Annotated in this window: 22 protein-coding genes and 3 pseudogenes; 14 read left to right on the top strand and 11 right to left on the bottom strand. The window is 68.9% G+C overall.

Annotated elements, in window-relative coordinates:
* Together ACQF4J_RS00760 and ACQF4J_RS00755 are read left to right on the top strand one after the other, a co-directional pair.
* The gene (locus ACQF4J_RS00760) at positions 1-1,242 is read left to right on the top strand and encodes an NAD(P)/FAD-dependent oxidoreductase (protein WP_351583846.1); all 1,242 of its coding nucleotides are present in this window, start codon (positions 1-3) and stop codon (positions 1,240-1,242) included.
* A gap of 126 nt (positions 1,243-1,368) precedes the next feature.
* Positions 1,369-1,602: a universal stress protein gene (locus ACQF4J_RS00755; protein WP_427164173.1), complete on the top strand. Its 234-nt coding sequence runs from the start codon at positions 1,369-1,371 to the stop codon at positions 1,600-1,602.
* A gap of 530 nt (positions 1,603-2,132) precedes the next feature.
* On the opposite strand, the gene ACQF4J_RS00750 is transcribed toward ACQF4J_RS00755, so the two are convergent.
* Positions 2,133-2,495, bottom strand: a complete 363-nt coding sequence (locus tag ACQF4J_RS00750) for a DUF488 domain-containing protein (protein WP_427164172.1) — start codon at positions 2,493-2,495, stop codon at positions 2,133-2,135.
* Between the two features lie 227 nt (positions 2,496-2,722).
* Between ACQF4J_RS00750 and ACQF4J_RS00745 the strand changes: the two genes are divergently transcribed.
* Positions 2,723-2,893, top strand: coding sequence for a hypothetical protein (locus ACQF4J_RS00745; RefSeq protein ID WP_427164171.1), 171 nt, complete (start codon positions 2,723-2,725; stop codon positions 2,891-2,893).
* Between the two features lie 329 nt (positions 2,894-3,222).
* Here ACQF4J_RS00745 and ACQF4J_RS00740 read toward each other — a convergent pair whose 3' ends face one another.
* The 4 genes from ACQF4J_RS00740 to ACQF4J_RS00725 are packed head-to-tail and all read right to left on the bottom strand — an operon-like array spanning position 3,223 to position 7,719.
* On the bottom strand, positions 3,223-4,302 hold the full coding sequence (locus tag ACQF4J_RS00740; protein WP_427164170.1) for a histidinol-phosphate transaminase: 1,080 nt from the start codon (positions 4,300-4,302) through the stop codon (positions 3,223-3,225).
* 3 nt (positions 4,303-4,305) lie between these two features.
* Positions 4,306-5,325, bottom strand: a complete 1,020-nt coding sequence (locus ACQF4J_RS00735; RefSeq protein ID WP_351583834.1) for a 3-oxoacyl-ACP synthase III family protein — start codon at positions 5,323-5,325, stop codon at positions 4,306-4,308.
* Positions 5,322-5,975, bottom strand: a complete 654-nt coding sequence (locus ACQF4J_RS00730) for an SRPBCC family protein (protein ID WP_427164168.1) — start codon at positions 5,973-5,975, stop codon at positions 5,322-5,324. The genes ACQF4J_RS00735 and ACQF4J_RS00730 overlap by 4 nt, the downstream gene beginning before the upstream one ends.
* Positions 5,947-7,719 carry a thiamine pyrophosphate-binding protein gene (locus ACQF4J_RS00725; RefSeq protein ID WP_427164167.1) on the bottom strand — a complete coding sequence of 591 codons (1,773 nt, stop codon included), beginning with the start codon at positions 7,717-7,719 and terminating at the stop codon, positions 5,947-5,949. Before ACQF4J_RS00725 ends, ACQF4J_RS00730 begins: the two co-directional genes overlap by 29 nt.
* Positions 7,720-7,877: 158 nt before the next feature.
* Between ACQF4J_RS00725 and ACQF4J_RS00720 the strand changes: the two genes are divergently transcribed.
* Entirely contained in the window at positions 7,878-9,086 is a 1,209-nt protein-coding gene (locus ACQF4J_RS00720; RefSeq protein ID WP_427164166.1) for an RNA-guided endonuclease InsQ/TnpB family protein, read from the top strand.
* A gap of 13 nt (positions 9,087-9,099) precedes the next feature.
* Here the strand turns inward: ACQF4J_RS00720 and ACQF4J_RS00715 are convergent, their stop codons facing one another.
* The 3 genes from ACQF4J_RS00715 to ACQF4J_RS00705 form a co-directional block, all read right to left on the bottom strand.
* Positions 9,100-10,116 (bottom strand): GlxA family transcriptional regulator, encoded by a 1,017-nt coding sequence (locus tag ACQF4J_RS00715; RefSeq protein WP_427168545.1) that lies wholly within the window; start codon positions 10,114-10,116, stop codon positions 9,100-9,102.
* Positions 10,117-10,626: 510 nt separating this feature from the next.
* Positions 10,627-11,444 (bottom strand): IS5 family transposase gene (locus ACQF4J_RS00710; protein WP_427164165.1). Its coding sequence is split into 2 segments (ribosomal slippage): positions 10,627-11,093 and positions 11,093-11,444, totalling 819 coding nucleotides; the frame shifts between segments, so codons are not numbered across the junction.
* Positions 11,445-11,632: 188 nt separating this feature from the next.
* Entirely contained in the window at positions 11,633-13,009 is a 1,377-nt protein-coding gene (locus ACQF4J_RS00705) for a serine hydrolase domain-containing protein (protein WP_351581840.1), read from the bottom strand.
* 105 nt (positions 13,010-13,114) lie between these two features.
* Between ACQF4J_RS00705 and ACQF4J_RS00700 the strand changes: the two genes are divergently transcribed.
* From ACQF4J_RS00700 to ACQF4J_RS00685, 4 genes and pseudogenes are all read left to right on the top strand, one after another.
* Complete coding sequence (locus ACQF4J_RS00700) at positions 13,115-13,810, top strand: TetR/AcrR family transcriptional regulator (protein ID WP_351581842.1); 696 nt, start codon at positions 13,115-13,117, stop codon at positions 13,808-13,810.
* Positions 13,811-14,358: 548 nt separating this feature from the next.
* Positions 14,359-15,777 carry an aldehyde dehydrogenase family protein gene (locus tag ACQF4J_RS00695; protein WP_427164164.1) on the top strand — a complete coding sequence of 473 codons (1,419 nt, stop codon included), beginning with the start codon at positions 14,359-14,361 and terminating at the stop codon, positions 15,775-15,777.
* Between the two features lie 32 nt (positions 15,778-15,809).
* Entirely contained in the window at positions 15,810-17,369 is a 1,560-nt protein-coding gene (locus ACQF4J_RS00690; protein ID WP_351581846.1) for a GMC family oxidoreductase, read from the top strand.
* 131 nt (positions 17,370-17,500) lie between these two features.
* Positions 17,501-18,706: pseudogene (locus ACQF4J_RS00685) on the top strand (PucR family transcriptional regulator); the annotation flags it as partial.
* A gap of 55 nt (positions 18,707-18,761) precedes the next feature.
* Here ACQF4J_RS00685 and ACQF4J_RS00680 read toward each other — a convergent pair.
* Positions 18,762-20,489, bottom strand: a complete 1,728-nt coding sequence (locus tag ACQF4J_RS00680; RefSeq protein WP_427164162.1) for an aldehyde dehydrogenase family protein — start codon at positions 20,487-20,489, stop codon at positions 18,762-18,764.
* A gap of 115 nt (positions 20,490-20,604) precedes the next feature.
* On the opposite strand from ACQF4J_RS00680, the gene ACQF4J_RS00675 reads away from it, so the two are divergent.
* From ACQF4J_RS00675 to ACQF4J_RS00665, 3 genes are all read left to right on the top strand, one after another.
* Positions 20,605-20,739, top strand: coding sequence for a hypothetical protein (locus tag ACQF4J_RS00675; RefSeq protein WP_427164161.1), 135 nt, complete (start codon positions 20,605-20,607; stop codon positions 20,737-20,739).
* A 162-nt stretch (positions 20,740-20,901) separates the two neighbouring features.
* Positions 20,902-21,486: a DinB family protein gene (locus tag ACQF4J_RS00670; protein ID WP_427168544.1), complete on the top strand. Its 585-nt coding sequence runs from the start codon at positions 20,902-20,904 to the stop codon at positions 21,484-21,486.
* Positions 21,487-21,532: 46 nt separating this feature from the next.
* Positions 21,533-22,352 (top strand): IS5 family transposase gene (locus ACQF4J_RS00665; protein ID WP_427164160.1). Its coding sequence is split into 2 segments (ribosomal slippage): positions 21,533-22,047 and positions 22,046-22,352, totalling 822 coding nucleotides; the frame shifts between segments, so codons are not numbered across the junction.
* 537 nt (positions 22,353-22,889) lie between these two features.
* Here the strand turns inward: ACQF4J_RS00665 and ACQF4J_RS00660 are convergent.
* Positions 22,890-23,549: a DUF4389 domain-containing protein gene (locus ACQF4J_RS00660; RefSeq protein ID WP_351581856.1), complete on the bottom strand. Its 660-nt coding sequence runs from the start codon at positions 23,547-23,549 to the stop codon at positions 22,890-22,892.
* A 264-nt stretch (positions 23,550-23,813) separates the two neighbouring features.
* Here ACQF4J_RS00660 and ACQF4J_RS00655 point away from each other — a divergent pair.
* Positions 23,814-24,222 (top strand): annotated as a pseudogene (locus tag ACQF4J_RS00655) (IS481 family transposase); the annotation flags it as partial.
* Between the two features lie 256 nt (positions 24,223-24,478).
* Here ACQF4J_RS00655 and ACQF4J_RS00650 read toward each other — a convergent pair.
* A complete protein-coding gene (locus ACQF4J_RS00650) occupies positions 24,479-24,589 on the bottom strand; it encodes a hypothetical protein (RefSeq protein WP_427164158.1) in 111 nt (36 codons plus the stop codon).
* Between ACQF4J_RS00650 and ACQF4J_RS00645 the strand changes: the two genes are divergently transcribed.
* Together ACQF4J_RS00645 and ACQF4J_RS00640 are read left to right on the top strand one after the other, a co-directional pair.
* Positions 24,577-25,230 (top strand): DUF6206 family protein, encoded by a 654-nt coding sequence (locus tag ACQF4J_RS00645; protein ID WP_427164156.1) that lies wholly within the window; start codon positions 24,577-24,579, stop codon positions 25,228-25,230. The two genes, ACQF4J_RS00650 and ACQF4J_RS00645, sit on opposite strands and share 13 nt — an antisense overlap.
* Before the next feature lie 26 nt (positions 25,231-25,256).
* Positions 25,257-25,507, top strand: a pseudogene (locus tag ACQF4J_RS00640) (transposase); the annotation flags it as partial.
* Positions 25,508-25,794 lie beyond the last annotated feature (287 nt).

Raw genomic sequence — 25,794 nt, 5'->3', positions numbered from 1 at the left:
ATGACCGACAACGGAGCGTATGTGATCGTCGGAGCCAGTCTGGCCGGTGCCAAAGCCGCACAGGCGCTGCGCGAGGAGGGCTTCGACGGCACGCTGATCCTGATCGGCGAGGAGAGCGAACGGCCCTACGAGCGGCCGCCACTGTCGAAGAGCTACCTGATGGGCAAGGACGCACGGGAGCAGATCTACGTCCACCCGCCCCAGTGGTACGCCGAGCACGACGTCGACCTGCGCCTGGGGACGGCGGTCACCGCGCTCGACCCGGCCCCGCACGAGGTGACACTCGCGGACGGCAGCCGCCTCGGATACGCCGAGCTGTTGCTGGCCACCGGCTCCTCGCCGCGCCGTCTGCCGGTGCCGGGTGCCGATTTGGACGGGGTGCTGTATCTGCGCACGGTCCAGGACAGCGACCGGATCAAGGATGCCTTCTCCTCCGCCTCACGGGTGGCGGTCGTCGGGGCCGGCTGGATCGGCCTGGAGACCGCTGCCGCGGCCCGCACCGCCGGTGTGGAGGTCACCGTGCTGGAGAGGTCCGAGCTGCCGTTGCTGCATGTTCTTGGCCGCGAGGTCGCCCAGGTCTTCGCGGCCTTGCACCGCGATCACGGGGTGGACCTGCGTTCCGGCGTGCAGGTCGCCGAACTGACCGGCAGCGCGGGTACCGTCGACGGCGTGCTGCTGTCGGACGGTACGCGCATCGACGCGGACGCGGTCGTCGTCGGCATCGGCATCACGCCCAACACCGGCCTCGCCCAGGCCGCGGGCCTTCAGGTCGACAACGGCATTCTCACCGACGAGCGGCTGCGCACCTCCGTGCCCGGCATCTACGCCGCGGGCGACGTCGCCAACGCCTTCCACCCTCTGCTGGACCGGCGCATCCGCGTGGAGCACTGGGCCAACGCGCTGCACCAGCCCCAGACCGCCGCCAGGGCGATGCTCGGCCGGGAGGCAGCCTACGACCGGGTGCCGTACTTCTTCTCCGACCAGTACGACATGGGCATGGAGTACACCGGATACGCCGAGCCCGGCGGATACGACCAGGTCGTCTTCCGCGGAGACCTCGGCGCACGCGAGTTCATCGCGTTCTGGCTCGCACGCGGCCGGGTGCTGGCAGGCATGAACGTCAACATCTGGGACGTCACCGAACCGATCCAGGCCCTCGTCCGCTCCGGCCAACAGGTTGACACCAGCAAACTCGCCGACCCACAGGTGCCCATCGACTCGCTCCTGCACAACTCTGAGTAGCCCTCGACGAGCAGTGGCTCCGGACCCGAGCCGCAAGTTCAGAACACCCCCGAGAGCAGGTCCGGCTGCCCCTCTCACGGGCCTGACAGTGCTCGCGCCTGCCGACAAGCCGTTGGAGGATTCCCGATGAACGACAGTGCCGTGCCCGCTCCGGCTGGTCCGATCGTGGTCGGCACCGACGGCTCCCCGCACGCCCGGCGCGCCGTGCTCTTCGCCCTGCGCGAGGCTCAGCTGCGCGGCACCGGTCTGCGGGCGGTCTGTGCCTGCGACTCCACCCCTGCTCGTTGCACGGGCTACGGATGGATGGCCGTGCCGGAGGGCGACGGCGGCACTGCTTCACGGATCATGGGAGAGGTATAGATGTCCACATCGCCGTCGACCTCGACGACGGTCCAGCCGTTCACCACGTCGTAGCTCACGGTCATGCGCTCGTCCCGGATGATGTGGTTCGCATTGCCGTCCCTCTTCGACGTATTCCGGACGGCCGCACGGTGGTCACCTCAACGCCTGGTCAGCGACAACTGAGTAGGGAAGAGTCCGGTCGGCGACCACCTCCTGCCGACCTCCGTGCGATGCCGCGACCCGGTTGTTCGCAGCAACGCGGGTCTGCTCTACGGCGTGTTGGGCACCTGACGGGCCCACACGCTCTCCCTGCCGGCAAGGTCGCGGATCGCGGCACAGTCGCTCACAGGCCAGGCATCGTGATCTCGGCGGATGGCCCACGAGCCTGCCCGTGCCGCGACGTAACGCGGCTCAAGGCGTCCGGCAGTTGCCTCGGCCAACACGTGGCCGACCAGCGGTGGAGGAGCCGGCGTCGACGGCGGTGCGCCGTGCCCGTAGCCCGGCGAAAGCCATTGGCGGTCCGGCTGCCCTGGCCCCTCGCGTCGTCGTCACGGCTTCTCGGCGAGCCATTCGGCGAGTACGGCGGCCTGGCTGTGGTCCGCGTCTTTGGTGGCGGTCAGGAGCGTGAGCCTGTCGTGGGCGGCGAGGTCGCGCAGATGCTGGGCGGCCTGCCGGTGTCCGGCATCCTTCAGTTCGGACAGGTAGCGGCGACGGAACTCGGCGAAGCGGCTCGGCTCGTGGCCGTACCAGCGGCGCAGTTCGGTCGAGGGGGCGACATCGCGCAGCCACTCGTCCAGGTGTGCATCCTCCTTGCGCATGCCGCGTGGCCAGACGCGGTCGACAAGGATCCGCTTGCCGTCCTCGGGCGAGGTCTCCTCGTAGACTCTGTGGTAGGTGATCTGCTTGGCCATGAGGGCACCTTCCAGATCGATCGGCCGACGCGGCCCCCAGATGGTGGCGGCTGTGGTGGGCCCCGCGTGAGGCGTTTCCGACTCGCTCATTTTATCGGTGATCGCCTCGGCGGGGCTCGCCCATGCGAGCCGACCGGCGTGAGGAGGAGGCTGAGCATGCGCGGTATCCGTATGACACCGCAGGCCCACGAGTTCCCGTCGGTGTCGGCCCCCCCCGACTCGGTTCCGTGCGCGAACTGGACGAGGCCGTGGCTACCTGCCGGGCAGGCGATCTTCTCGGTGAGCACGGAACGCGGGAAGTCGGCGGCACGGCGTCGGCCGAGTCGGTGGAGAAGGATGCCGATGGCGACCTCCAGCGCGCCCAGGACGGTCATCTGCCCGTTCTTGCCCGGGGGTGAGGACGTGGGGCCGAAGGCCGGGCAGGCTCCAGCTGTAGCGGATGTGGGGCAGCAGGCGCAGATGTGTCTCGTCGGCGGCCCACACCACCGCCCCGGCCGACAGCAGCCGTAGCCGTTTGGCGATCGCTGCCAACCACCGCCTCCCGGGTCGGATCACCGCGGGCGATCAGCTTGGGCCGACCGCCAGTCCACGGTGTCGCCCACCGGGTCGATCAGCACGGTGACCGTCGCGGTGGCCCGCCGTGCCGGGCCCCACGACGGCAATCCCCGCGCACCCCGCCACCGGCGACACCGCCATGCCCAAGGCCGCGAGTGCGATCTGCGGGCCCCTATCTACCCACCGGCCGTCCGCGGTACGTGCCGACCGCCCCGTCCGGCGGTGCCGTGGATGGGCTCCTGCCGGACACTTCGTACCGGCTTACCCCCGCCAACGCGGCGAGCACGGCGTCGTTGGCCTGTCGGCTGCCGACGGTGAGCCGTAGGCCCTCGCCGGGGTAGTGGCGAGCCTGGACACGGGCAGCGGTAAGTGCGGCGGCACCCTCGTCGACCGGATCGGGGGCAGCGAGCCAGAGGGAGTTGGCGTGGCCGGGGCGTATGTGCCAGCCTCGCTGGACGAGTTGGTGGTGGAGCCGTTCGCGTTCGGCGATGACGGTGTCCACGCGTCTGCGCAGCTCGCCGGCGGCGCGAAGTGAGGCCTTCACTGCCGCAGTTGCCACCGCGTTGATCCCGAAGGGCAGCTGTTGCCGGCGTATTCGTGCCACCAGGCCGGGGGCGCCGAGTCCGTAGCCGACCCGCAGGGCGGCCAGGCCGTACGCCTTGGAGAAGGTGCGTAGGACGAGCAGGTTGGGGTGGTGGAGCAAGAGGGCAGGTGTATCCGGCAGGTCGGTGCTACGGGCGAACTCGACGTAAGCCTCGTCGAGGAGCACGGTGACGTGTCGGGGGACCTGGCGCAGGAACGCCGACAGCGCGTCGGCGGTGACCAGGCTCCCAGTGGGGTTGTGCGGATTGCACAGCACCACGACGCGGGTGCGATCGTCGAGCGCCGCGAGCAGGGCGCCCAGATCCTGGCATCCGTCCGAGGTCAGGGGCACAGGGACGGGCCGAGCGTCGACCATGGCGGCCAGCAGGGGATAGGCGTCAAAGCTGCGCCAGGCGTAGACCAGTCTTTCGCCGGGTTCGACCACCGCCTGCAGCAACTGAAGGGCCACGCCCACCGAACCGTTGCCGATCACGACACCGTCGGGGCTCACCTGGCACCATGCGGCGATCCGCTCAGTGAGGTCGTCGGGGTAGAACTGCGGATACCGGTGGGCCTTTGCGACAGCACGTTGCATCGCCCTGCGGACCGAGGGCAGTGGGGGGTACGGGCTCTCGTTCAGCGCCAGTCGGTGCAGCACGGGGATGTCCATCCGTCATCCCCGCCCGCCGTGCCAGCGGACCGCGACGGCACCGGCGAAGTCGCCCGCGTGGGCGAATCCGCCGAGCACCACCAGGTCGCCGTCCTCGAGCTGCTGTGAGCGGATCGCGTGGTCCACAGTGATCGGGATCGCCGCTCCGAACAGGTTCCCGTACTCGTCGAAGGTGTTCAGGTGGCGTTCGGCGGGCAGTTGCAGCGCCTCGCGCCAGTTCCGCAGGAAGGTGCGGTTGGGCTGGTTGGTGATGAGGACGTCGATGTCGGCGGTCGCCACGCCGAGCCGCCGGCACAGGTCTGTGACCACTTCCGGGACGAGGCGGTTGCCGCGTGCCAGGACCTTGGCGACGCTGGAGTCGGTGAAGCCGATGCGCAGTTGGGACTCTCCCGGCTCCCAGTACTTTCGGCCGTCGTCGACCGCCACGGTCATGTCCCCGGCGTACTCGCCGATATGCCGGGTCTCCACGTCGAGTACCGGGCTGCCGGCCGACGTCGTCACATACCCCACGCCGCATCCGTCGCCCGGAATCGCGGCCTGGGCGAGCCTGCGCACCTCCGACTGCGTGAACCACTGGCCCGCGGCGCTCTGCGCATTGCAGATCAAAGCTGTCTTGGCGTCGGTGGTGGTGAGGATCTGCCGTGCCAGCTTCAACATGTACACGAAGGACGCGCAGCCCGCGTTGGCCACGTCGACGAGCCACTCCGGGTTCAGTCCCAGCCTGCGTGCCACCTCGGTGCCGGCGCCCACGAACGGCAGGTCCGGCAGCTGGCTGTGCACCAACAGGACGTCCACACCTCGGATCTCGGCCCTTCCATGCCGTTCGATCAGAGGCTGTACGGCGCGCTCGACCATGTCTGCGTTGGTCTCGTCCGCTGCCACGTGGTGCCGCAGCGGCGGGACCTTGAACATGGGGTGGCTGCGCAACTTGTCCTCGGCTCCCGGGTACGCGGTGTAGAAGGCCGCGGGGACCGGCTCGCCGGGCAGGTAGCTTGATACGTCGGTGAGACTGACCGTGGTCACCGAGCCACCGCCTTCACCGGAGCCACGCAGACCGGCAGGCCATTGCGGTGGCGGTGTTCCAGGATCGCCTTGAGGTTGTTCATCTCCACGGTGTGCCCCGCGTAGAAGAGGTCCCAGAAGTCGCCCACCCAGGGCCGGTCCGGGCGGGGAGTGATGTCGGGGTGCGGATTGTCGTCGTAGTAGGGGTGGCGGCAGTTGGTCCAGGTGATCACCGACCCCGGCTTGTCGAGGACCAGGCGAGCCGGTACGACGCGCATCAGGTAGATCATCCACAGCCTGTCGCCCTGGTCCCAGGAGCAGTGGTAGTCCACGGTCATGGCCTCGGGGTTGGCGGCCACCTTGCAGTAGATCCTGGTGTCGTCCTCGAGCCGGTCGTATCCGGCCCACAGCCCCGGTGTGCCGGTGGGCGCGAAGTCCCGCAGGGTGCAGGTCCACTCCTCCAGGTGGTGGCCCTGGCGCAGGTAGTCGAAGGCCTGCTCCGGGGGGCAGTCGACGTACTCGTGGATGGTGCAGTACTGCCCGTAGACCTGATGGTGGGGGTAGACGGCATGGGTGAGCTCCATGCAGTGGGCGGTCAGCTCCTCCTTGCCGGTGTTCTCGATCCGCATCAGACCGGGGATGTCAGCCAACGTGGACGACGCCTCGCTCATGGGAGCTCTCCTTGCTCTCGGTGGTTTCGGTGGCTCGGGTGGCTTCGGTGAAGGACTGGAAGGGGAGGAACGGGGGGAGCTCACCTGGCTCGCAGTCCAGCGCGACGAACGCCGGGCCGCAGCCCGCGTTGCTGCGCAGCAGAGCCCTGCGCAGGTGTGCCGCGTCTTCGGCCCCTGTGACCTCCAGCGACGGGAAGGCAGCGGCCATCCCGGCGCCGAGATCGGTCCGGGAGAAGAGGTCGTCGCTGCGGATGCCGCCCTGGAGGAACTTCTCCCGCACCGCGCACATGGCGTGGGCGTTGTTGTTGAAGATGACGAAGGTCACGGGTGCGGCGTGCTGCACAGCCGTGTGCACTTCCATTCCGTGCATGAAGAAGGCCCCGTCCCCGGCGAGTACGTAGGTGCGTCGGCCGGTGGCGAGCGCGGCGCCGATCGCGGCTCCGAAGGTGTAGCCCATGCCTCCCATGCCGACCGCCACCACGAAGCGGCCGTGGCGCGGTGCCGGGAGGAGATGGACCGCGCTGGCCCCTGCGTTGCCGGCGTCCACGAAGACGTGCGCGTCCTCGGGGAGCGCCGCCGCCACCGCGGCGAGGGCCTGGGTGTAGGGGATGGTGCGGCCTCGGGCCTGAGGGCCCGGGCTCGGCATGACTGTGGGAAGGGGGCCAGAGTGCTGTGGGCAGGCGCGTCGTCGCGGCGGGAGCAGGTCGGTCACCGCGCGCAGCGTGTCCGGCAGATGTCCGAGCAGCGTGGTGCCCGGCACGAACGGCGGTTCGGGACCGAGGCAGACGACTTCGGTGGCGGCCAGGGCCCGGTCGAGGCCTCCGCGTGCCAGGAGCGGCAGCCGGGTGCCGACCAGCAGGCACACATCGGCCCGGCGCAGACAGTCTTCGACGTTGGCATGGCCCATCACCCCGGCCACGCCTGCGAATCGGGGATCACTGTTGTCGAAGACGTCCTTGGCGTCGGGGGTGACCGCCACCCACGCCCCGAGGCGTAGGGCCAGTTCGGCCAGTTCCGCGCGTGCGTCCGTGGCGGCGACGTCTTCACCGGCGATGACGAGGACGCGGTCGGCCTCGCGAAGGGTGTCCGCCACGGCGGTGACGGCCACGGTGTCGAGCCGCGCCACCGGTGCCGCCGCTGTCGGCAGCACGCCCGGCATCCGGGCCACACGGCTGGGCAACTGCACTTGCGCCTGCTGCACGTCCTTGGGCAGCAACAGCACCGCCGGCCCAGGCGGATCGGCCTGTGCCGCCGCCACGGCACGAGGCAGCAATTCCGTGAGCGAGTCCGCGTCGTCGACCCGCGCACAGAACCGGGAGACAGGTGCGAAGACCTCCCTGGCGTCGAAGGAGCCCGCCCTGCCGCTGGTGTCCTGGAACGCCCCGTGGCCTTCCTGCCCGGTCGGAGGCTGTCCCACCAGGGCCAGGACGGGCACCCGGGAGGCGTACGCCTCGGCCAGGCCCGGCAGGAGGTTCATGGCACCACCGCCCGAGGTGGCGGCGACGACGCCGAGGCGCCTGGTCGTACGGGCATATCCGTCGGCCATCGTGACGGCGGAGAACTCGTGTTTGGCGACGACGGAGCGGATCGAGCCGGCGCGGTGAACGGCGTCGTACAGGTCCTCGATGTTCGCGCCGCCGACCCCGAACACGTGGGTGACGCCGGCCCTGGCGAGTTCGCCGGCCAGGTGGTCGACCAGGCGTACCGTTCCTGCCTCGGGTAAGTCCGTGTTCCTTGGGGTCATCGTGGCTCCTTCGTGGATACCCCGGCCTTGTGGCCGGGGAGGAATCGAAGCTCCTGCGGAGCAGGGCAGGGAAAAGCGAATCGCCTCCGCGGCGGTTCGGTGTCTGTGGTCACCGGCCGACGCCCGGTCCTCACAGGGGAGCTGATAGAACGTGAGGTATGGCGCGGCAGGTCAAGCGGGCGTTCAGGTACCGCTTTTACCCCACGGACGAGCAGGCGGCGGAGCTGTCGCGCACGTTCGGCTGCGTCCGCCTGGTGTACAACAGGGCGCTGGAGGAGCGCACCCGGGCCTGGTACGGCGAGCAGCGCCGCATCTCCTACATGCAGTCCTCCGCCGCGCTCACGCAGTGGAAGAAGACCGAGGAACTCGCCTTCCTGACCGAGGTGTCCTCTGTCCCGCTCCAGCAGGCGCTGCGTCATCTGCAGACGGCGTTCGCCAACTTCTTCGCCAAGCGCGCCAAGTACCCCCGGTACAAGAGCCGGAAGAAGTCCCGGGCGTCGGCCGAGTACACCCGTAGCGCCTTCACCTGGCGCGAGGGACAGCTGACCCTGGCCAAGATGGCGCAGCCCCTGGACGTCCGCTGGTCGCGGCCGTTGCCCGAGGGCGCGGAGCCGACCACGGTGACCGTTTCCCGCGACGCGGCGGGCCGTTGGTTTGTGTCCCTGCTGTGCGAGGACACCGTCCCAGCGGCCCCCGCCACGAATGCGGCGGTCGGCCTGGACGCCGGGATCACCTCGCTGGTGACCTTGTCCACCGGGGAAAAGGTCACCAACCCCAGACACGAGCGCCAAGACCGCGCCCGCCTCGCCAGGGCCCAGCGGGAGCTGTCCCGCAAGGCCAAGGGCTCCGCGAACCGGGAGAAAGCCCGTCGTCGCGTCGCCAGGGTCCACGCGCGGATCGCCGACCGGCGCCGCGACTTCCTGCACAAGCTGTCGACTCGACTCGTCCGTGAGAACCAAACGGTCGTGATCGAGGACCTCACCGTCCGCAACCTGCTGAAGAACGGGCGCCTGGCGCGCGCCATCTCGGATGCGGCATGGACGGACCTGCGCATGATGCTGGAGTACAAGTGCGCCTGGTACCGGCGCGAACTCGTGGTGATCGACCGCTTCTTCCCCTCCAGCAAGCTGTGTGGGAACTGCGGCACGGTCGCGGCGAAACTGCCATTGAACGTCCGCGAGTGGACGTGCGAGTGCGGCACCGTGCATGACCGCGACGTGAACGCGGCGCGCAACATTCTGGCCGCCGGGCTGGCGGCGTCTGCCTGTGGAGACGGTGTAAGACCTCAACGGGAGTCCTCCCGGACGGGGCGGTCGTCGGTGAAGCAGGAAACCCAGCGGGCGACCGCTGGACTCCCCCGCCTTTAGGCAGGGGAGGAAGTCAAACGGGGCTCCTGTCCGTCTCGTGGTGCGCGTCGATGAAGCCGGATGGCGAGATGAGCTGAAAGCGGTGCCGGTATTCCGTCGGGGTGAGGCCGAGCGTTCTCCCGAAGGAGCGGAAGAAGGTCTCGGGGGCGGCGAATCCGCAGCGGCGCGCTATCTGGCTGATGGTGAGGTCGGTGGTTTCCAGCAGCTCGCGGGCGCGGGCGATACGGGTCCGCTCGATGTACTGGCCGGGGGTCGTGCCCGCCTCGCGCCTGAAGACCCGGGCGAAGTTGCGCAGGCTCATGTTGGCTCGCCGGGCGATCTCGGCGACGGGTAACGGGTTGTGCAGGTTGTCCAGAATCCACTCCTGCGCGGCACGGATCGGCGGATGGTCGGCCAACTGGGCGTCGAGGACGGCGCTGAACTGCGACTGACCACCGTGCCGTTTGAGGAACAGCACGAGAAACCGCGCCGTCTGCAGCGCGCGCGCCGAACCGTGGTCGGCCTCCACCAGAGCCAGCGCCATGTCGATCCCCGTCGACACGCCGGCGGAGGTCACAAAGGGGCCGTCCCAGACGAAGATCGGTTCGGCGTCCACCGTCACGTCCGGATAGCGGCACGCCAAGGCCTCGCTGTAGGCCCAGTGCGTGGTGGCGCGTCTGCCGTCGAGGAGGCCCGCCTCAGCGAGCAGGAAGGATCCGCCGCATACGGAGGCGACTCTGCGGGACCGGGCCGCTGCCTGGCGGATCCAGGAGACCAGCTCCCGGTCCTGAAGCGCCCCGTTGAGGCTCCATCCGCCCGGCACGAGGAGCGTGTCGATCGGACCTTCCGCCGCCTCCAGCGGCGCGGCTTCCACCCTCATTCCGGAACTCATGCGCACCAGTGGTGCTTCGGGGGAGACGAACTCGATCCGGTAGGGGGCGCCCGCCGGAGCAAGGAACCGGTTGGCGGTATCGAACACTTCAATCGGTCCGGTGATGTCCAGGGCCATTGCGCCCTCGTACACCACCACAACTACACGTCGCTCAAACACGATCACAGCCTGTATCGACTGCCGCACTGGCTGCAATGACAGATCATTGACGTATCCGGCCAACGCGCAGTCGTCGAGTCCGTAAGAGCAGTGCTGGCCATGCAGTTCGTGCCGTGAGCGGCCAGCGGTGGGTGAGACAGCTCACAGGGCGCCGACTGCGCCACCAGTCTGCCGGCGGATGTGCACTCGATCCGTCCAGGAGGCACCGGGCACCGTCAAAGCCATCCAGGTCCGACCATCCACGTCCGCTGCAAGGAGCAACGAGCTTCCCAGTGACGGATTTGCGGCGCGCTGGGCGAGTGCGCGGGCTGCAGACGCCGGGCCGGCGGCAGCGGCGTGGGCGTTCCCCTCTCCGGTGCGGCGCTGAACGCCTCGATCACACAGGCGGCGAAGCGCCGTTGGCGCGCTGGGCCAGCCCGACCGTGCCCCACTGATTCGCTGAGCTGTGATTCTGACGCCGTAGGGGAGGGGCGACGGCGTCAAGGCTGTCGGCCCTAGCCCTAACTGGCCCTAACAAAGCCTTTGGACGTGCCGGTGGGTGATCAGGCAGACAGCGAGTCCGAGGAAGGCCTCGTGGATGTCGTCGCGTCGTTCCCAGCGGATCCGCAGGCGGCGGAAGCCATGCAGCCAGGCGATGGTGCGCTCGACCACCCACCGGAAGGTGCCCAGGCCGGTGCCGTGCGGCTGGCCACGTTCGGCGATCGCGGGCCGGATGCCGCGTTGCCGCAGGAGCCGGCGGTACTTGTCGTGGTCGTAGCCGCGGTCGGCGAAGAGCATGTCGGGCCGCCGACGCGGCCGGCCGACGACTCCGGCCACGGCCGGGATCTTGTCCAACAGCGGCAGGAGTTGGGTGACATCGTTACGGTTGCCGCCGGTCAGCGACACCGCGAGCGGGATGCCCTGGCCGTCGGTGATGATGTGGTGTTTGCTGCCCGGGCGTGCGCGGTCGACCGGGCTGGGTCCGCTTTTGGGCCCCTGCGTGCGGCCCGGACGTGGGAGGAGTCGATCACCGCCCGGGACCAGTCCAGCTGGTTCTTCGAGCGCAGCTTGTTCAGCAGGAGATGGTGCAGCTGGTCCCAGACGCCGGCCTCGTTCCAGGCCGCAAGCCGGCGCCAGCAGGTCATGCCCGAGCCGAAGCCGAGCTCCTGGGGGAGGTACTCCCACTGGATGCCGGTGTGCAGGACGAACAGGATGCCGCACAGGGCCTGCCGGTCGGGCACCCGCGGTCGGCCTTCCACCTGCTTCGGCGGCGGCTCGGGCAGCAACGGCTCGATGAGCGACCACAGTTCGTCCGACACGATCCACGGCCGCGACTGACGCTTCCCCATGACCACATCAACGACCGATCAAGCCGACAGTCACATGATCAAACCGCTTTTGTTAGAGGCAGTTAGGGGCACCGACGAAGATGCCCTGTTGGCGAGCGGATCGACGGCGGGAATGTGGGCCATGGCAGATCAGGGTCTGGCGATACACCCCGCGGTGCTCGCGAAATGGGACCCCTGTCTGCGTGGGATCAGGATGCTTCCGTGACCCGGTTGAAGAGCCGGCCGGCGAGGTCGACGCCTGTGATGGCGCCGCCCGCGTCGCGGGAGAAGTAGCCGCGCTGGCCCTTGAGGCCGCCTTCGGTGACGATGTACTCGTCGGCGTCGCCGGGAAGGAAGCCGATGTCCGCGGCCGGGTAGTCCGGGGGCATTTCCTCGTCCGATGCCTCGCGGATCTCCGGCTTGATGCCGACCGCCAGGGTGAGACGGGTGCCGTCGGTGGCGATGTCGAGGTTCATGGCGTCGATCTCGTAGCGGCCGACGACCTGCCCGGCTCGTCCCTCGTCGTACGGGACCGGCTCCGCCGTCTTCTCGACGACGCCGAGGTAGTGCTCGAGCGCCCACCGCACGACGGACTGGTTGAAGGGGTAGCCGTCCGGCCCGGCGTTGGCCAGGGAGGCCACCGCGAAGTTGCGCTCGGGCACGATGAGCAGTTCGGCGAACTGGCCGTTGCCCGAGCCGCCGTGGCCGATCCCGTGCAGGCCGTCCAGGTCGTGCAGGAACCAGCAGATGCCGAAGCCGTCGCCGAGCGAGCTGGCACGCAGCTCGACCGTCCGCTCCCGCATGCGATGCAGCGCTGCGGCGGGCAGCACGCCCTCGCCGTCTCCGAGTTGGAACCGTGCCCAGCGCAGCAGATCGCTCACCGAGGAGGCGAGGCCGCCGCCGGGGTGGTCGCCGCGCGCGCCCTCCTTGAACGCTGCCCAGGGCCGGGCGGGCCGCATCTCGCCGTCGTCGCCGCGGTTGTAGCCCACGGCGAACTTGCGGACCATCACCTCGGACAGGCCGTACACGGTGTCCGAAAGCCCCACCGGCTCAAGGACGAGCGAGGCCATGGCCTGCTCGAAGGGCAGGCCCGCGACCTTCTCGATGATGCGTCCGGCCAGGTTGTATCCGGCCTGGCTGTAGGAGGCGCGGACCCCGGGCGGTGCGATCAGCGGCAACTGGGGCAGCTTCGCCACGAGCCCGGCCAGGGAGCGGTCGCCCTCGCCGTCGTCGATGAGGTTCCAGTCCAGGCCCGCGGTGTGGTTGAGCAGGTTCAGGACGGTGATCTGTGCCGCGGTCTGCTCGTCGGCGAGCTTCAGCTCGGGCACGTAGCGCCGCACCGGCGCGTCCAGGTCCACCTTTCCCTCGGCGACCAGGCGCATCAGCGCGGTCGCGGTGAAGGTCTTGGATACCGAGGCCAGAGGGAACAGCGTCTTCTCGTCGACCGGCAGCGGGTTGCTGAGGCTGGTCACACCGTGCGAGGCGTAGATCTCCTGACCGTCCAGGAGCACCCCGACGGCGACACCGGGAACGTCGAGCTCCGTGGCTTGTGCCTTGACGAACTCCGACAGCTTGTCCTGCAACATGGCTCCCCCTTCGGGTACTTGAACTAAGTACGAGAAGGAGCGTAGACCGTCACTCGAACCAAGTGCAATCTGTTTCATGAACTAAGTGCAAGTAGAATGGTCGCCATGCCGCGAGACACACTGACCGCAGACCGGATCGTCCGCGCCGCCATCGAGCTGCTCGACGACGAGGGACTGGACGGCCTCAACATGCGCAGTCTGGCGAAACGGCTCGGCTCGGCCGCCACGGCCGTCTACTGGCACATCAAGACCAAGGACGACCTGGTCCGACTCGCCAGCGACGCCATCTGGCACGAGGTCGAGCCGCCCGATCTCGACGCCACCGACTGGCGTACGGCCGCCACCGCCCATGCCTCCAGCATCCACGCGATGCTCACCCGGCACCCCTGGCTCGTCCAGGCGTTCGGCAGCCACCTCCTCCACGGAACCGGCCAGGCCCGGCACAACGACCTCAGCCTCGCCATCTACGAAAAGGCGGGCTTCGTCGCCGCCGACGCGGACCGGGCGGCGGCCACCGTGTTCACCTTCGTGCTCGGCAGCGCACTGGGCCCTGCCGCGCAGGTCTCGCTCAACCGCCGACTGGGCAAGAACGGCGTAGAGGCCGAGCAACTGATGGCCGACGCCATGAGGCGCGCCACCGAGACGGCCATGCAGTTCCCGCGTCTGCGTGAACGTCTCGGCACCACGGCCGCCACGGAGTATGCCGCAGCGCCCGACAACACCTTCGCGTTCGGCCTTCAGTCCATCCTCGACGGCTTCGAGACCCGCCTCACCGCCGCCCGCGTCAGCCGGCGCGAGTGACCGCCCCGGACAACACACGCCCGACCAGCCCACAGCCCCTTTCCGGCTTTGCGTCGACGCACGAGTCGGCGAGGCGCGGGTGAAAGACGAACGGATCGACGAGGCCACGGGCGAGCGCAAGTGCATGTCCTCGGCGAGCGTGCCGCCCTGAAGGCGCTCTGGCGATGGTCCTCAAGCTCGTCGAATCCGCCCAGCAGCGGTCGCGGGCCGTGAACCCACCCCACCTCGTCGCCCTCGCCCGGGCCGGAGCCCGCTTCGCACGGGGTCACTCGTGTTCGGCAGCTGCGACGATGCGAAAGCCCTGCGCGAGGAACGCCAACCGGTGAGGTGGCCGGCCCGTGAACGGCACGTGCCGGCCCGGATACCGGCCGATCCGGCAGCCGTAACGATCGGGGCTCGTGCCCGTCGCACGCCGGGACGACCCGTCCGGCGTCCACCCTGTGCAGATGCACAATCGGGCGGGCCGATCCGGCTTCACCGCTCCATCGACCCCGCCGTGACCGCTCGCGCACACTGCCCGAACCATCCGGTTGACAAGGGAGCGAGCCATGACGGCATACACCGGGCACTTCATCGACGGGCAGTGGACGCAGGCGACGAACCCCGACGTGATCGAGGTCGTCAACCCCGCTGACGAACGCGTGATCGGCTCCGTTCCGGCCGGTACGCCCGAGGACGTCGACCGGGCGGTGCGCGCCGCCGCCCGGGCCTTCGACACCTGGTCCCAGGCCTCCCCTCAGGTCCGTGCGAACTATCTGCGGAGGATCCGTGAGGCGTTGGAGGAGCGCGCGGAGGAGATAGCGCGCCTGGTGGCGAGCGAGGTCGGCACCCCCGTCCAGGAGAGCCGGGTCCTGCAGTCGGGACTGCCCGTATTCACCTTCGGACACGCCGCCGACCTGGCGACCGGCTTCGACTTCGGGCCGGAGGAGATAGGCAACTCCCATGTCGTCCGCGAGCCCGTCGGGGTCGTTGGCTGCATCACGCCATGGAACTTTCCCCTTCACCAGGTCTCGCTGAAGGTGGCGCTCGCGCTGGCCGCGGGCTGCACCGTCGTACTCAAGCCGTCCGAGGTCGCCCCTCTGTCCGCCATGCTCCTGGCGGAGATCGCCGCGTCGGTGGGGCTGCCGGCCGGGGTGCTCAACGTGGTGAGCGGATACGGACCCGTGGTGGGAGAGGCCCTGGTGGCCCATCCCGACGTGGCCATGGTCTCCTTCACCGGATCGACCCGGGCCGGCCGCCGCGTGGCGGCGCTCGCGGCGGAGACCGTGAAAAAGGTGGCGCTCGAACTCGGCGGCAAGTCCCCCAACATCATCCTGGACGACGCCGACCTGGAGGCCGCGGTCACCGACGGAGTGGCCAAGTGCTACCTCAATTCGGGCCAGACCTGTATCGCCCTCACCCGCATGCTCGTTCCCCGTGACAAGCTTGAGGAGGCCGGGCGGATCGCCGCCGAAGTGGCGCGCGGATACCGCGTCGGAGACCCGCAGGACGAGGAGACGCGGATCGGTCCCATGGTCTCCGACGTCCAGCTCAAGCGTGTTCGTGACTACATCGCGAGCGGGATCGCCGAGGGCGCCACCCTGCTCACCGGCGGGCCCGACGTGCCGCACGACGGGCCCGGCTACTTCGTCGCGCCCACCGTCTTCACCGACGTCACCAACGACATGACCATCGCCCGCGAGGAGATCTTCGGACCCGTGCTGTCGATCCTTCCCTACGACACCGAGGAGGAGGCCATCGCCATCGCCAACGACACGCCCTACGGCCTCGCCGGCGCCGTGTGGTCGGGTGACCTCGAGCGGGCGCAGGCCGTCGCCCGCCGGATCCGGGCCGGAATGGTCGATGTGAACGGCGGCGCCTTCAACCCCCTTGCCCCGTTCGGTGGTTACAAGCAGTCAGGCGTGGGCCGGGAGGCCGGACGCCTTGGCCTCGAGGAGTTTCTGGAGACCAAGGCCATCCAGCACTGACCACCCGACAGCCCTCCGAGAGAGGACACACCATGTACGACCACATCATCGTGGGTGCGGGATCCGCGGGCTGTGTGCTCGCTGCTCGGCTCAGCGAGAACCCGGACGTGCGCGTCCTGCTCGTGGAGGCCGGCCCGCCCGACGACGCGCAGGAGATCCACGTTCCGGCCGCGTTCTCGAAGCTGTTCCGCAGCAAGTACGACTGGGACTACCTCACCGAACCCGAGCCCGGTCTCGGGGACCGCCGACGGTACCTGCCACGCGGCCGCATGCTCGGCGGCTCCTCCTCGATGAACGCGATGATCTACATCCGCGGCAACCGCCGGGACTACGACTCCTGGGCTGCCGGCGGAGCCAAGGGCTGGGGCTGGGACGACGTCCTGCCGTACTTCCTGCGCTCCGAGGACCATCACGGCGGCGCCTCCGAGTGGCACGGCGCCCACGGACCGCTCCCTGTCAGCCCCGGACGCTCCCGCAATCCCCTCATCGACGCCTTCGTGGCGGCAGCTCAGGAGGCGGGGCACAAGTTCAACCCCGACTTCAACGGTCCCGAGCAGGACGGCGTCGGCTACTACGAGCTCACCCAGCGCGACGGCCTGCGCTGCAGTACGGCCGCCGCCTACCTGCGTCCGGCGATGGAGCGGCCGAACCTGTCCGTCCTCACCGGAGCCCAGTGCACCAGGGTCCTCTTCGACGGGGACAGGGCCGTCGGCGTCGAGGTGGACCACGGTGGCTCGACGAAGGAACTCCGGTGCGACCGCGAGGTCGTGCTCTCGGCGGGCTCCTACAACTCCCCCCAGTTGCTCATGCTGTCGGGAATCGGCGTCGCCGACGAACTCAGGGCCCACGGCATCACTCCCAGGGTGGACCTGCCGGTGGGAGAGAACCTCCAGGACCACCCGCACCTGTATGTCGTCCACCTGACCGACACCGAGTCCCTGCTGTGCGCGGAGACTCCCGAGAACGTGCGGCTGCTGGAAGCCGAAGGCCGCGGACCCCTCACCTCGAACGTCGGTGAGGGCGGCGGGTTCTTCCGGACCACCGACGGCCTGGATGCGCCAGACGCGCAGATCCACGCCGTGCCGGCGATGTTCCACCAGGAAGGGCTGGGAGCGGCCGTCGACCATGCCTTCCACATCGGCGCGGTGCTGCTCGCTCCCACCAGCCGGGGAAAGGTCACCCTGCGATCGGCACTGCCCAGCGCGAAGCCGCGTATCGTGCACAACTACTTGTCCACCGAGGAGGACCGGGCGACGGCCGTCCGCGCGCTGCGGCTGGTGCTGGACATCGTCGGACGGCCCGCCCTGCGGGCGCACCACCGGGCGGACTTCCTGACGCCGGCCTCCGACGGCGACGCCGACCTGCTGGCCTACGCACAGCGCGAGTTGCAGACGCTCTACCACCCCACGAGCACCTGCGCGATCGGGCCGGTGGTCGACGACGAACTGCGCGTACACGGTGTCTCCGGACTGCGGGTGGTCGATGCCTCGGTGATGCCGACCGTCGTGCGGGGCAACACCAACGCGCCGACGATCATGATCGCGGAACGAGCGGCGGACCTCATCCGCGGCGCGGCGGCCGCAAGCGTCTGACATCGGCCGCCTCTCGCCATCGCCGCCTCGCGTGGCTACTCTGCCAGTGGCCCGGCCGGTGCCGGGCCACTGGCCCGTCGTGGTGGGACAGCCCGCAGGGCGGTCCCGCTCACCTCGCTGCGGGAGCCCCCATGACAGTCATCGCTCAGGACAACGGCGTACCCAAGGACGACCGCGTGCACCAGGACGACGGCGCAGGAAAGGACGACGGCCTGTGCAGGCTGGTCGATGTGCTGCTGCCAGGGATCGAGCGGTTCGCCGACCTGCTCACCTACCGGATCACGGAGGAGGAGGACGCCTATCGCGACCACGGCCACGTCAAGCACGACCAACTGCGCAGCTCCTGCGCGGACAATCTGCACTCCATGGTCACCCAGTTGGGCCGGGACGCTCTAGACCTGCGAGTACCGCACGACACCGGCCGATTCAAGGCCGAGCACGGGGTGCCACTATCGGCGGTGACGCACGCCTACCGGCTCGCCGGGCGTTTCCTGTGGGAGTGCGTCCTGACCGAGGCGGGAGACACCGTCACTCGGGAGATGCCGCACGTCGCCACGGCGGTCTGGTCGGTCAGTGACGCCTTCACCGACGCGGTGGCGGAGGCCTACCGCGAGACCATGTCCGAGAGGGCCCACCGTGACCGGCAGGTCAGGAGCCTGCTGCTGGCCGCACTGCTCGATGGCAGGCTGGACGAGGGCACGCACCTGTGGGAGTGCTCCGACGCGCTGCGGCTGCCGCAGCGCGGAGTCTTCGCCGTGGTGAGCGCCGAGAGCGGCACCGGCGGCCGTCCGGCGGACGAGGACGCGCTGTACGACGTGGAGAGCGCACTGCGAGCCCTCGGCATCTGGTCGGTCTGGCGCATGGAAGAAGACGCGCAGGTGGGACTGCTCTCGCTGCGGTCACCCCGGGGCCTTGCCCAGGCCATGGAACTCATGCGCCGGCGGGGCGTCGGGCGGGTGGGGGTGAGTGCCCTCTTCCACGGCTTGGAACAGGTGCCCAGTGCCTTCCGCCAGGCGCGGCTCGCCTGCGCCTGCGTCGAGCCGGGAACCGGCGAGGTGGTCTCCTACGGCGACTCACCGGTCCGCCTGATGGTGGTGAGCGCCCCTGACTCGGCCCGGCACGCGGTGCGCGAGGTGCTCAGCCCCGTACTCGAACTCCCGCCGCACGAAAGGGATGTGCTGCTGGAGACGCTGAGCCAGTGGTTCGCGTCGGGCGGATCCGCCACCCAGACGGCCGCGCGGATGTACTGCCACCGCAACACCGTGACCTACCGTCTGCGGCGCGTTCAGGAACTCACAGGGCGCTCACCCGCCGATCCGGTGGGTGCGAGCGAGATCCACCTCGCGAGCGCGGCTGCGGCCAGACGGCGGGCGGTGACAGAAACGGAACCGGTCAGACATCGACCAGATCAGCCGCGAACTCGGCATGCGCCGCAGCGTACCAGTCTGCCGCGCCGACCGATGCGGGCTCGCAGCCGGTGGCGGCGACGTGTTGCCAGGAGCGCGCTACCCGGAAGCGCCCGGTGATGAAGTGGGCGCCCGCGGCGGGGAGGTCCGTGATGGCTGAGGAGGGGTCGGCCGGGAGCTCGTCACTGAGGTTCTGCACCAGGTGCACGCCGACGTCCAGGGCTGCGGCCTCGGTGGCTGCCAGCACCAGTGGATTGGTGGAGTGGACCGCGGCGAACAGGGCTCCGTGGGCGCGAGCGCCGCGTCGGAACAACGTCAGACTGTGCGAGGTGGATTCGGTGTCCACGAGGAACGCGACCGGACCCGGCCATCCTCGGGAGAAGATGTGCTCGTCCCGTGCCGCCAGCCGCACCAGCAGTGGGGTGCGCAGATCGGCGGCGGGATGGTTGGGATGGCGCAGTCGCTGGGACGGGTGCAGGACCCTTCCGTATCGCGCGGCCTGCGCCAGCCCGGCTCTCACTTCGTCGCCGGCGATCGCACTCAGCAGGCGCGCCGCGCGTGCCGGAGGCCCGAGCAGCCGGTCCAGGGCATCGCACAGGTCGGCGCCGAGGTCGCGCAGGCTCTTGGGCCCCTCATCGGTCGCGATGCCCGTGGCCGCCACCATGATGTTCTGCGGCGTGGTACGGACCGTGCCACTGCTGAGGCAGAGAGCACCCGCGAGGCCGCGCACCAGTCCCCGGTAGTCCTCCGTGGAGTCCACGAGTACGGTGTTCGGCCCTGCCCGGTGGGCGAATACCGTGGCCTGGCGGGCGTGTTGCTCGAGCCAGTCGGCGAAGCGCGCGGAGCCGGTGAAGTCGACGATGCGCACCGCTGGGTCTGTCGCGAGCCTGCGGTGGAGGTGTTCGCCGGGCTGCGCCACGGCCAGGGTCACGATGTCCGGATCGTGGCCGGCCTCCGTCAGCACCTCACGGGCGATGCGCACGGTTATCGCCAAGGGGAGCACAGACCTCGGGTGGGGGCCCACGATGACGGGGTTACCGGTCACCAGACTGGCGAACATCCCTGGATAGCCGTTCCACAAGGGCTGGTCGGGGCAGCCGATAAGCAGCGACACCCCGTGCGGCACCAGGGTGGAGGTAGCCCGGATGGTCAGTGGTTGCCTGCGGCGGCGGGAGCTTTCCGCGCGCGTCTCCTCGGGGACGCGCGAGCACTCGGCGAAGGTCTGGGCGACGGTCTGGAGCGCGCGGTCCTGGGCGCGGGGCCCGGCGGCGCGGAACGCGGCCTCGAGCGGCAGACCGGTGGTGTGGTGCACAGCGAGCGCCAACTCGTGGCTGCGGGTGTTGAGCCGGCGCAGTATCTCCACGGCCACGCCCGCGCGCTGGCGGAGTCCGGCGGCTCGCCAGCCGGCCGTCGCCCGCACGGCTGCCTCGACGACGGCCGCCGGATCACAGCGCGGGTAACCGACGTCCATGACAATGCCGAAGGGGGAGGACTCGGTGACCACCCAGCCCGACTGGCCGGGCTGGTCGAGGTCGAAAGGCCGCCCCAGCAGCGAGCTGAAGACCTTTGCCGCGGTGCGGACCGTTCGCATGCCCGCGTCGGAGGCTTCCTGACCGGTCGACTCCGTGAAGGGCCTGCGGCAGTCACCGACCGCCGCGGCGCGCGTGATCTCTTGAAGCAGTCCCAGGTGCCGCTCGTACGGTCCAGGGTGCATGGCCCAGCCTCTCCGACTACGCGGGCTGTCTGCCTGTCTGACAGGTCCCGGGGCGATACTCCGGGTGAGCGCGGGGTGGTGTCAAGGGTCAGATGAAAACAAAAATTCACCAGGCGTGGATCCTGAAAACTCGCAACCTTCCACCAGCGCACTGGGCGCGCACCCTCTCACCGGCCTGGTCGCCCGCGCGTCGCCGGTGTGGGCGGACAGCGGCTACAGGGAACGCCTGATCGACGTCGCCTCGGCATGAGTCGCAAAAGCCCCATCTTTAAAAGAGGTTGTCTCACGTGGCAAGTTCCGCGAGCTTCTTGAGTAGCTCGGGGGGCATGGCCAGGCTTCGTGTCTGCCGGTCGTTGCGGACCACGTACGGGATCTTGAGTGCCTCGAGTAGCCCGTGGCAGGCTCAGGCCGCATGATCGATGAATTCGCGAAGAACAGCCTGCACGGGAGACTGCGGCGGGACCGCATGGCGCTGCTCTGGAAACTCGACGGCCTGTCCGAGTACGACGCCCGCCGACCTTTGACAGTGACCGGGACCAACCTCCTCGGCCTGGTCAAACACGTGGCCAGCGTCGAGGCCAGGTACTTCGGCGAGGTCTTCGACCGGCCGTCCCCGGAACCGCTGCCCCGGTGGCAGGACCACGACGGCAGCGATCTGTGGGCGGCTGAGGACGAGGCGCGCGATCAGATCATCGAGTCCTACCGGCGCACGTGGGAACACTCAGACGCGACGATCGACGAGCTTGCCCTCGATGCCCCCGGCCACGTGCCGTGGTGGCCGGAGGCTTACGCCAACACGAACCTGTTCGCCATCCTGGTCCACGTCCTCGGCGAGACCAACCGGCATGCCGGGCACGCCGACATCCTGCGTGAAGGCGTCGACGGCCGAACCGGGATGCGCCCCGAACACGAGATGCAGATCGATGAGGATGCCCGCACCGCCTACTGCGCGAAGATCGAGCAGGCCGCCAGATCGGCCGCATCAGTCAAGGCATAGAAGGCTGTCCCACGTAACTTGATGTTCGAGCGGCATGATGCCGGCCGTGAGTGCTGATCTGTCGAAGCGTCTGGTTCCTGATGAACTCTGGGAGCTGGTCGCCCCGTTACTGCCGTCGTTCACGGCTCGACCGCAAGGTGGCGGGACCGCTCCGCGTGACGAGCGGGCCGTGTTCACCGCAGCGGTGTACGTGCTGACCAGCGGCTGTGCCTGGCGGCATCTGCCGCCGACGTTCGGCACGGCCTCCGCCACCGCGCATCGCCGCTTCACGGTATGGATCGAGGTCGGCCTGTGGCGTCGGCTGCATCGGGCGGTGCTGGACGAACTCGGGGTCCGGGGCGAGGTGGACTGGACCTCGGCGATCGTCGACGCGGCCTCCGTTCGCGCCAAAAAGGGGAGATCGCTGACGGGGCCGAACCCGGTCGATCGCGGCAAGAAAAAGGGCAGCAAGCTGCACGTGCTGGCCGATGCCCAGGACATCCCCCTTGCCGTCGCCGTGTCAGGTGCGAACATGCACGACAGTTTCGCCCTCAAGCCGCTCATCCTCGGCACCCCCGCCGTCGGTCCCGCCGGGGACCACGGCGGCGCGGCCCGTCAAACTCCGTGCGGACAAGGCGTACTTCTCCGCCGAACACCTCAGCTGGCTGCGCGAGCGTGGGCTCGTCGCGCGCATCGCGCGACCAGGCATCGAGTCCGGCGAACGCCTTGGGCGGCACCGCTGGAAGATCGAGCGGTCGATCGCTTGGCTCTTCGGCAACCGCCGCCTGACCATCCGATACGAACGAAAGGGCTCGCACTTCCTCGCCTTCCTCGGCCTGGCCGCTGCCCTGACCTGCTACAAGAAGCTCGCGAAACCTGCCACGTGAGACGCCCTCTTTAGAGAGCATCTGATCAGCGTTCAGATCGGTAGGGCTGGGTGGTCTGTTTCGATTCACCAGGTCGGTACGGATTCTCCGGTCAGTTCGCGGGACTATTTGTCTAGCCATCGCCCAGTGGATCACCGTGCGGGAACGCTGGGGCGGGGCTTCGTAGTCCCGCGAGCCGGCGGTGCTGCATCAGCGAGCCGAAGGTTCGCTCGATTGCCGACCGTTTGGGCAGCGGCTCGAACAACCCCTTCGTCCGGTCCGTTGCACAAGCGCGACGTCGATGCCGCGGCCGGCGCCCTCCCGACCATGAGGTCCGCCATGAGCGGGACAGCATGGTCGAGCAGACTCGGTCGCGTTGGCGCACAGTGAGAGAACAGGTCTCTCATCGTCGGATCAAGGGCTCCGATCACTGACAGGCGGGGTTGGCCACCGCCGGCCTTCCTCGCTCGCACGGCTTCTGCGGCGTTCGTGGGGCCGGACCAGCGGCGTGTGGTTTCGGCCTCGAAGCCGGCGTGCCGGCAGACAGGCGCCTGACCGTCAGAGGGTCTTCGCCGGCACCGGCTCCAGGCCGCCCATGTCGATCCGGAACGGCGGGTACCGATCGGTCATCAACATGGCATAGGCGGTGACCCGGGCGGCCCAGCGGACGAGACCGAGCAGGAAATCGAAGAGGTGACCCGGATAACGGGCCTTGAACGCCAGGATGATCACGGCGACCAGCGAAAGATAGGGAATGAGACCGCTGTAACGCCAGCTGTTGTCACTGCCCCAGCCGCCGACGAGAATCCCGACGACGATGTACTGCGGGATCGCCAGCAGCCACCACTTCACCAGGACGAGACCGCGGGAGAGGCGCTCGGGATAGACGACGTCGAAACGTGCCGGGTAATCCGGCACGTCACTGAGGGTGAATGGGGGGTACTGGTCCGTGCCGAGCGCCGTATGGGCGTAATAGGCGACACGCCAGTTCCAGCGCAGCACGCCGACGTTGAAGTCGAAGAGAGACCGCGGATACCGGCCGGTGATCAGGATGGCGAAGAACGCGACGACAGTCACCAGCGCGAAGGCGATCCACAGGAAGAACAACACGATGTAGTGCGGAATGGCGAGAAACCATTTCACCAGCCACATCCATCGGGACAGCCGAGGATCGAGAGACGCCTCGATACGCACGGGTGAGGCGGAGACGGGAAGCATGTGGGCACAGCTCCTCTCGAGCGTGCTACTCGGAAGGCGCCCGGTCGAGGGGGTCGCCGATCTCGAACTCAGACTGACATCCGGGGTGGAAGGTCGCGAACTGGCATCGCCTTTCGTGTGACGACCACCCGCGGGGCATGCTTCAGACCGCCTGCCAATGCCGTAAACCTCCGCAGGGCCGGCGGGCCGCTGACGGCACCACCGTCGGTCCAAAACTGTCAATCATCGTTGACACCTGGGTCTCCGATTACTACGGAGATCCACATGCCGAAGTCCACCCCCACCACCCTGCCGCGTGACGGTGAGGCCAAACGGCGTCTGGCCGTCATACGCCACGTCGAAGAGGTCAGCGGGAACGTCGCAATGTCCTGCCGGCACTTCGGGATCAGCCGACAGGCGTACTACAACCGGTAGCGCCGCTACCGAGGGCCTGCGCACCCGCTCCGAGGCTCCGAAGGCGTCCCCGAACGCGACCCACGCCGAAGTGGTCGGGAAGATCATCTATCTGCGCAGAACTACCACTTCGGGCCCGAGAAGATCGCCGTGTACCTCAAGCGGTACCACGACGCCACCATCAGACATGGGTCGTCTGCGGGCCTCCCAGCGCTACAAGCGCCACGACCGCAGATGGAAGCGGCATGCGAAGCACCTGCCCGGCCACCGTGCGGCTCTCAGCCCTCAACACCCCGGCCATACAACGGAGATGCCCAGTCCAGAGCCATGTGCAACACCCTTTACGGGCTGTCCCGCACGCGGCCCTTGGCTTCGCTCGACTGCGGGGCCGCGGGCTATCGGCCGCGCCTCCATCGCGAAGGCGGCAGCTCCAAGGAGCCCCGGCGCTGCGTGAGCGACTGTGTACTCGACGGGGTCGAGGGCCTGCCTGTGCGGGAGGTATCGGGTGGTTACGCAAAGCGTGGGCGCCTGGTGTCTCAGGTGCCGTGGGTCCCCGGCGCGCCGTATCGGGCGAGCATGGTCAGCACCGCTTGGTCGACCGCGTTGGTGATGGCGGAGTCGTCGGGCTCCCAGCGTGCGGGCAGCATCCGCGGTCAGAACACGTAATTGGATCCTGCGGACCGACACCGGCGGCTACGCCTGCAAACGCCTGCCCGTCTTCCCCGACCGCGAGCGCTTCGAGCGCTACCGAAGCGGCCTCGACGAATACCTGCGCTGCTTCACGGATAGCGGTCTGACAGTCGCGGACACCGAGTTGTGGCACGCCCACCAGCCGAACGGACTACTCGGCGATCCTCGAAGCGTTCGCCACCAACCGGGAACGGCTGCAAGAACAGCCGCCTGGCCGCGGCCGGCCGGCACTGGGCGTTCGCCGCACTCACCGCTTCACTCGGGGCTCACTCACACGACAGCCGCCGGCGGGAGCCGGCGACCGCTACCAAGCGGCCCTCCGCCACCTGTTCAACCGCCTGATCGACCAGCTCCATCACTGTCTGACCACCCGCCAGAAATTCGACGAAGCGGTCGCCTTCGCGCCACCGGCACTGCCATCACTCGCCACAGCTACTTGACCCCATCGCTGCATGGGGTGTCTTGTCCATGCGGACCCGGCTGGGGCGGACGCGTGGCCGGTCCGATGCGAGGCACGCGGACCTTTTCCAGCACGGGCTCGACCTGCGGCGAGTCGCCGCGCCGCCCGGCCGTGACCACGATTGACATAGGCTTCTGACCTTGCTCGACAGCCAGGTGCAGCTTGGTCGCCTGAGAAAGGGAACATGGTCGGCTGGGGTGCAGCGGCAGTACTCCGGCACGGCCGGACGGACAACTGCCAGGTGGGCGTGTTCTTCGGCTATGCAACGGCTCGTGGCAGGACGTTGATCGACCGTCGCTTGTATCCGCCGGCGTCCTGGACTTGTGACCGTGAGCGGTGTCGCCGAGCCGGCGTCGGCGATGAGGTCATGTTCGAGACGAAGGTGGCCGTAGCCAAGGCGATGGTCCGCAAAGCCCCCTCACGGAACTCCGCGCCGCATTGAGTCTTTTGCCCGCCATAACTCCCAACTTCCACTGCAGTCATGGTCATATGGTCTCTACCCTACGAGGGGAAGGACATCCACAAGACGCGTCGCGTCCAGGACATTCGCGCCCCGCAGCTTCGCGAGGAGAACCGCGAATAGCCGCGGTCACACACCGGCCTCCGTCCACTCGGCCAGGCGGCGCCAGCACGTCGTGCCGAAACCGACGCCGAGCTCCTGTCGGCAGGTGCTCCCCGGAGATTCCGGTGTGCAGCACGAAC

It is taken from the genome of Streptomyces sp. C1-1 (genome assembly GCF_050214755.1).
GTDB lineage: Bacteria > Actinomycetota > Actinomycetes > Streptomycetales > Streptomycetaceae > Streptomyces.
This window is presented reverse-complemented; position numbering and strand designations above follow the sequence as displayed.

What these genes read in the sequence shown, in the direction of transcription:
- ACQF4J_RS00650 (WP_427164158.1), bottom strand. Translation starts at nt 24,589, where the DNA reads ATGCTGCCCGCACGCTGGGAGCCCGACGACTCCGCCATCACCAACGCG.
- ACQF4J_RS00760 (WP_351583846.1), top strand. Translation starts at nt 1, where the DNA reads ATGACCGACAACGGAGCGTATGTGATCGTCGGAGCCAGTCTGGCCGGT.
- ACQF4J_RS00695 (WP_427164164.1), top strand. Translation starts at nt 14,359, where the DNA reads ATGACGGCATACACCGGGCACTTCATCGACGGGCAGTGGACGCAGGCG.
- ACQF4J_RS00670 (WP_427168544.1), top strand. Translation starts at nt 20,902, where the DNA reads ATGATCGATGAATTCGCGAAGAACAGCCTGCACGGGAGACTGCGGCGG.
- ACQF4J_RS00690 (WP_351581846.1), top strand. Translation starts at nt 15,810, where the DNA reads ATGTACGACCACATCATCGTGGGTGCGGGATCCGCGGGCTGTGTGCTC.
- ACQF4J_RS00700 (WP_351581842.1), top strand. Translation starts at nt 13,115, where the DNA reads ATGCCGCGAGACACACTGACCGCAGACCGGATCGTCCGCGCCGCCATC.
- ACQF4J_RS00750 (WP_427164172.1), bottom strand. Translation starts at nt 2,495, where the DNA reads ATGGCCAAGCAGATCACCTACCACAGAGTCTACGAGGAGACCTCGCCC.
- ACQF4J_RS00740 (WP_427164170.1), bottom strand. Translation starts at nt 4,302, where the DNA reads ATGGACATCCCCGTGCTGCACCGACTGGCGCTGAACGAGAGCCCGTAC.
- ACQF4J_RS00680 (WP_427164162.1), bottom strand. Translation starts at nt 20,489, where the DNA reads ATGCACCCTGGACCGTACGAGCGGCACCTGGGACTGCTTCAAGAGATC.
- ACQF4J_RS00660 (WP_351581856.1), bottom strand. Translation starts at nt 23,549, where the DNA reads ATGCTTCCCGTCTCCGCCTCACCCGTGCGTATCGAGGCGTCTCTCGAT.
- ACQF4J_RS00730 (WP_427164168.1), bottom strand. Translation starts at nt 5,975, where the DNA reads ATGAGCGAGGCGTCGTCCACGTTGGCTGACATCCCCGGTCTGATGCGG.
- ACQF4J_RS00755 (WP_427164173.1), top strand. Translation starts at nt 1,369, where the DNA reads ATGAACGACAGTGCCGTGCCCGCTCCGGCTGGTCCGATCGTGGTCGGC.
- ACQF4J_RS00705 (WP_351581840.1), bottom strand. Translation starts at nt 13,009, where the DNA reads ATGTTGCAGGACAAGCTGTCGGAGTTCGTCAAGGCACAAGCCACGGAG.
- ACQF4J_RS00725 (WP_427164167.1), bottom strand. Translation starts at nt 7,719, where the DNA reads ATGACCCCAAGGAACACGGACTTACCCGAGGCAGGAACGGTACGCCTG.
- ACQF4J_RS00720 (WP_427164166.1), top strand. Translation starts at nt 7,878, where the DNA reads ATGGCGCGGCAGGTCAAGCGGGCGTTCAGGTACCGCTTTTACCCCACG.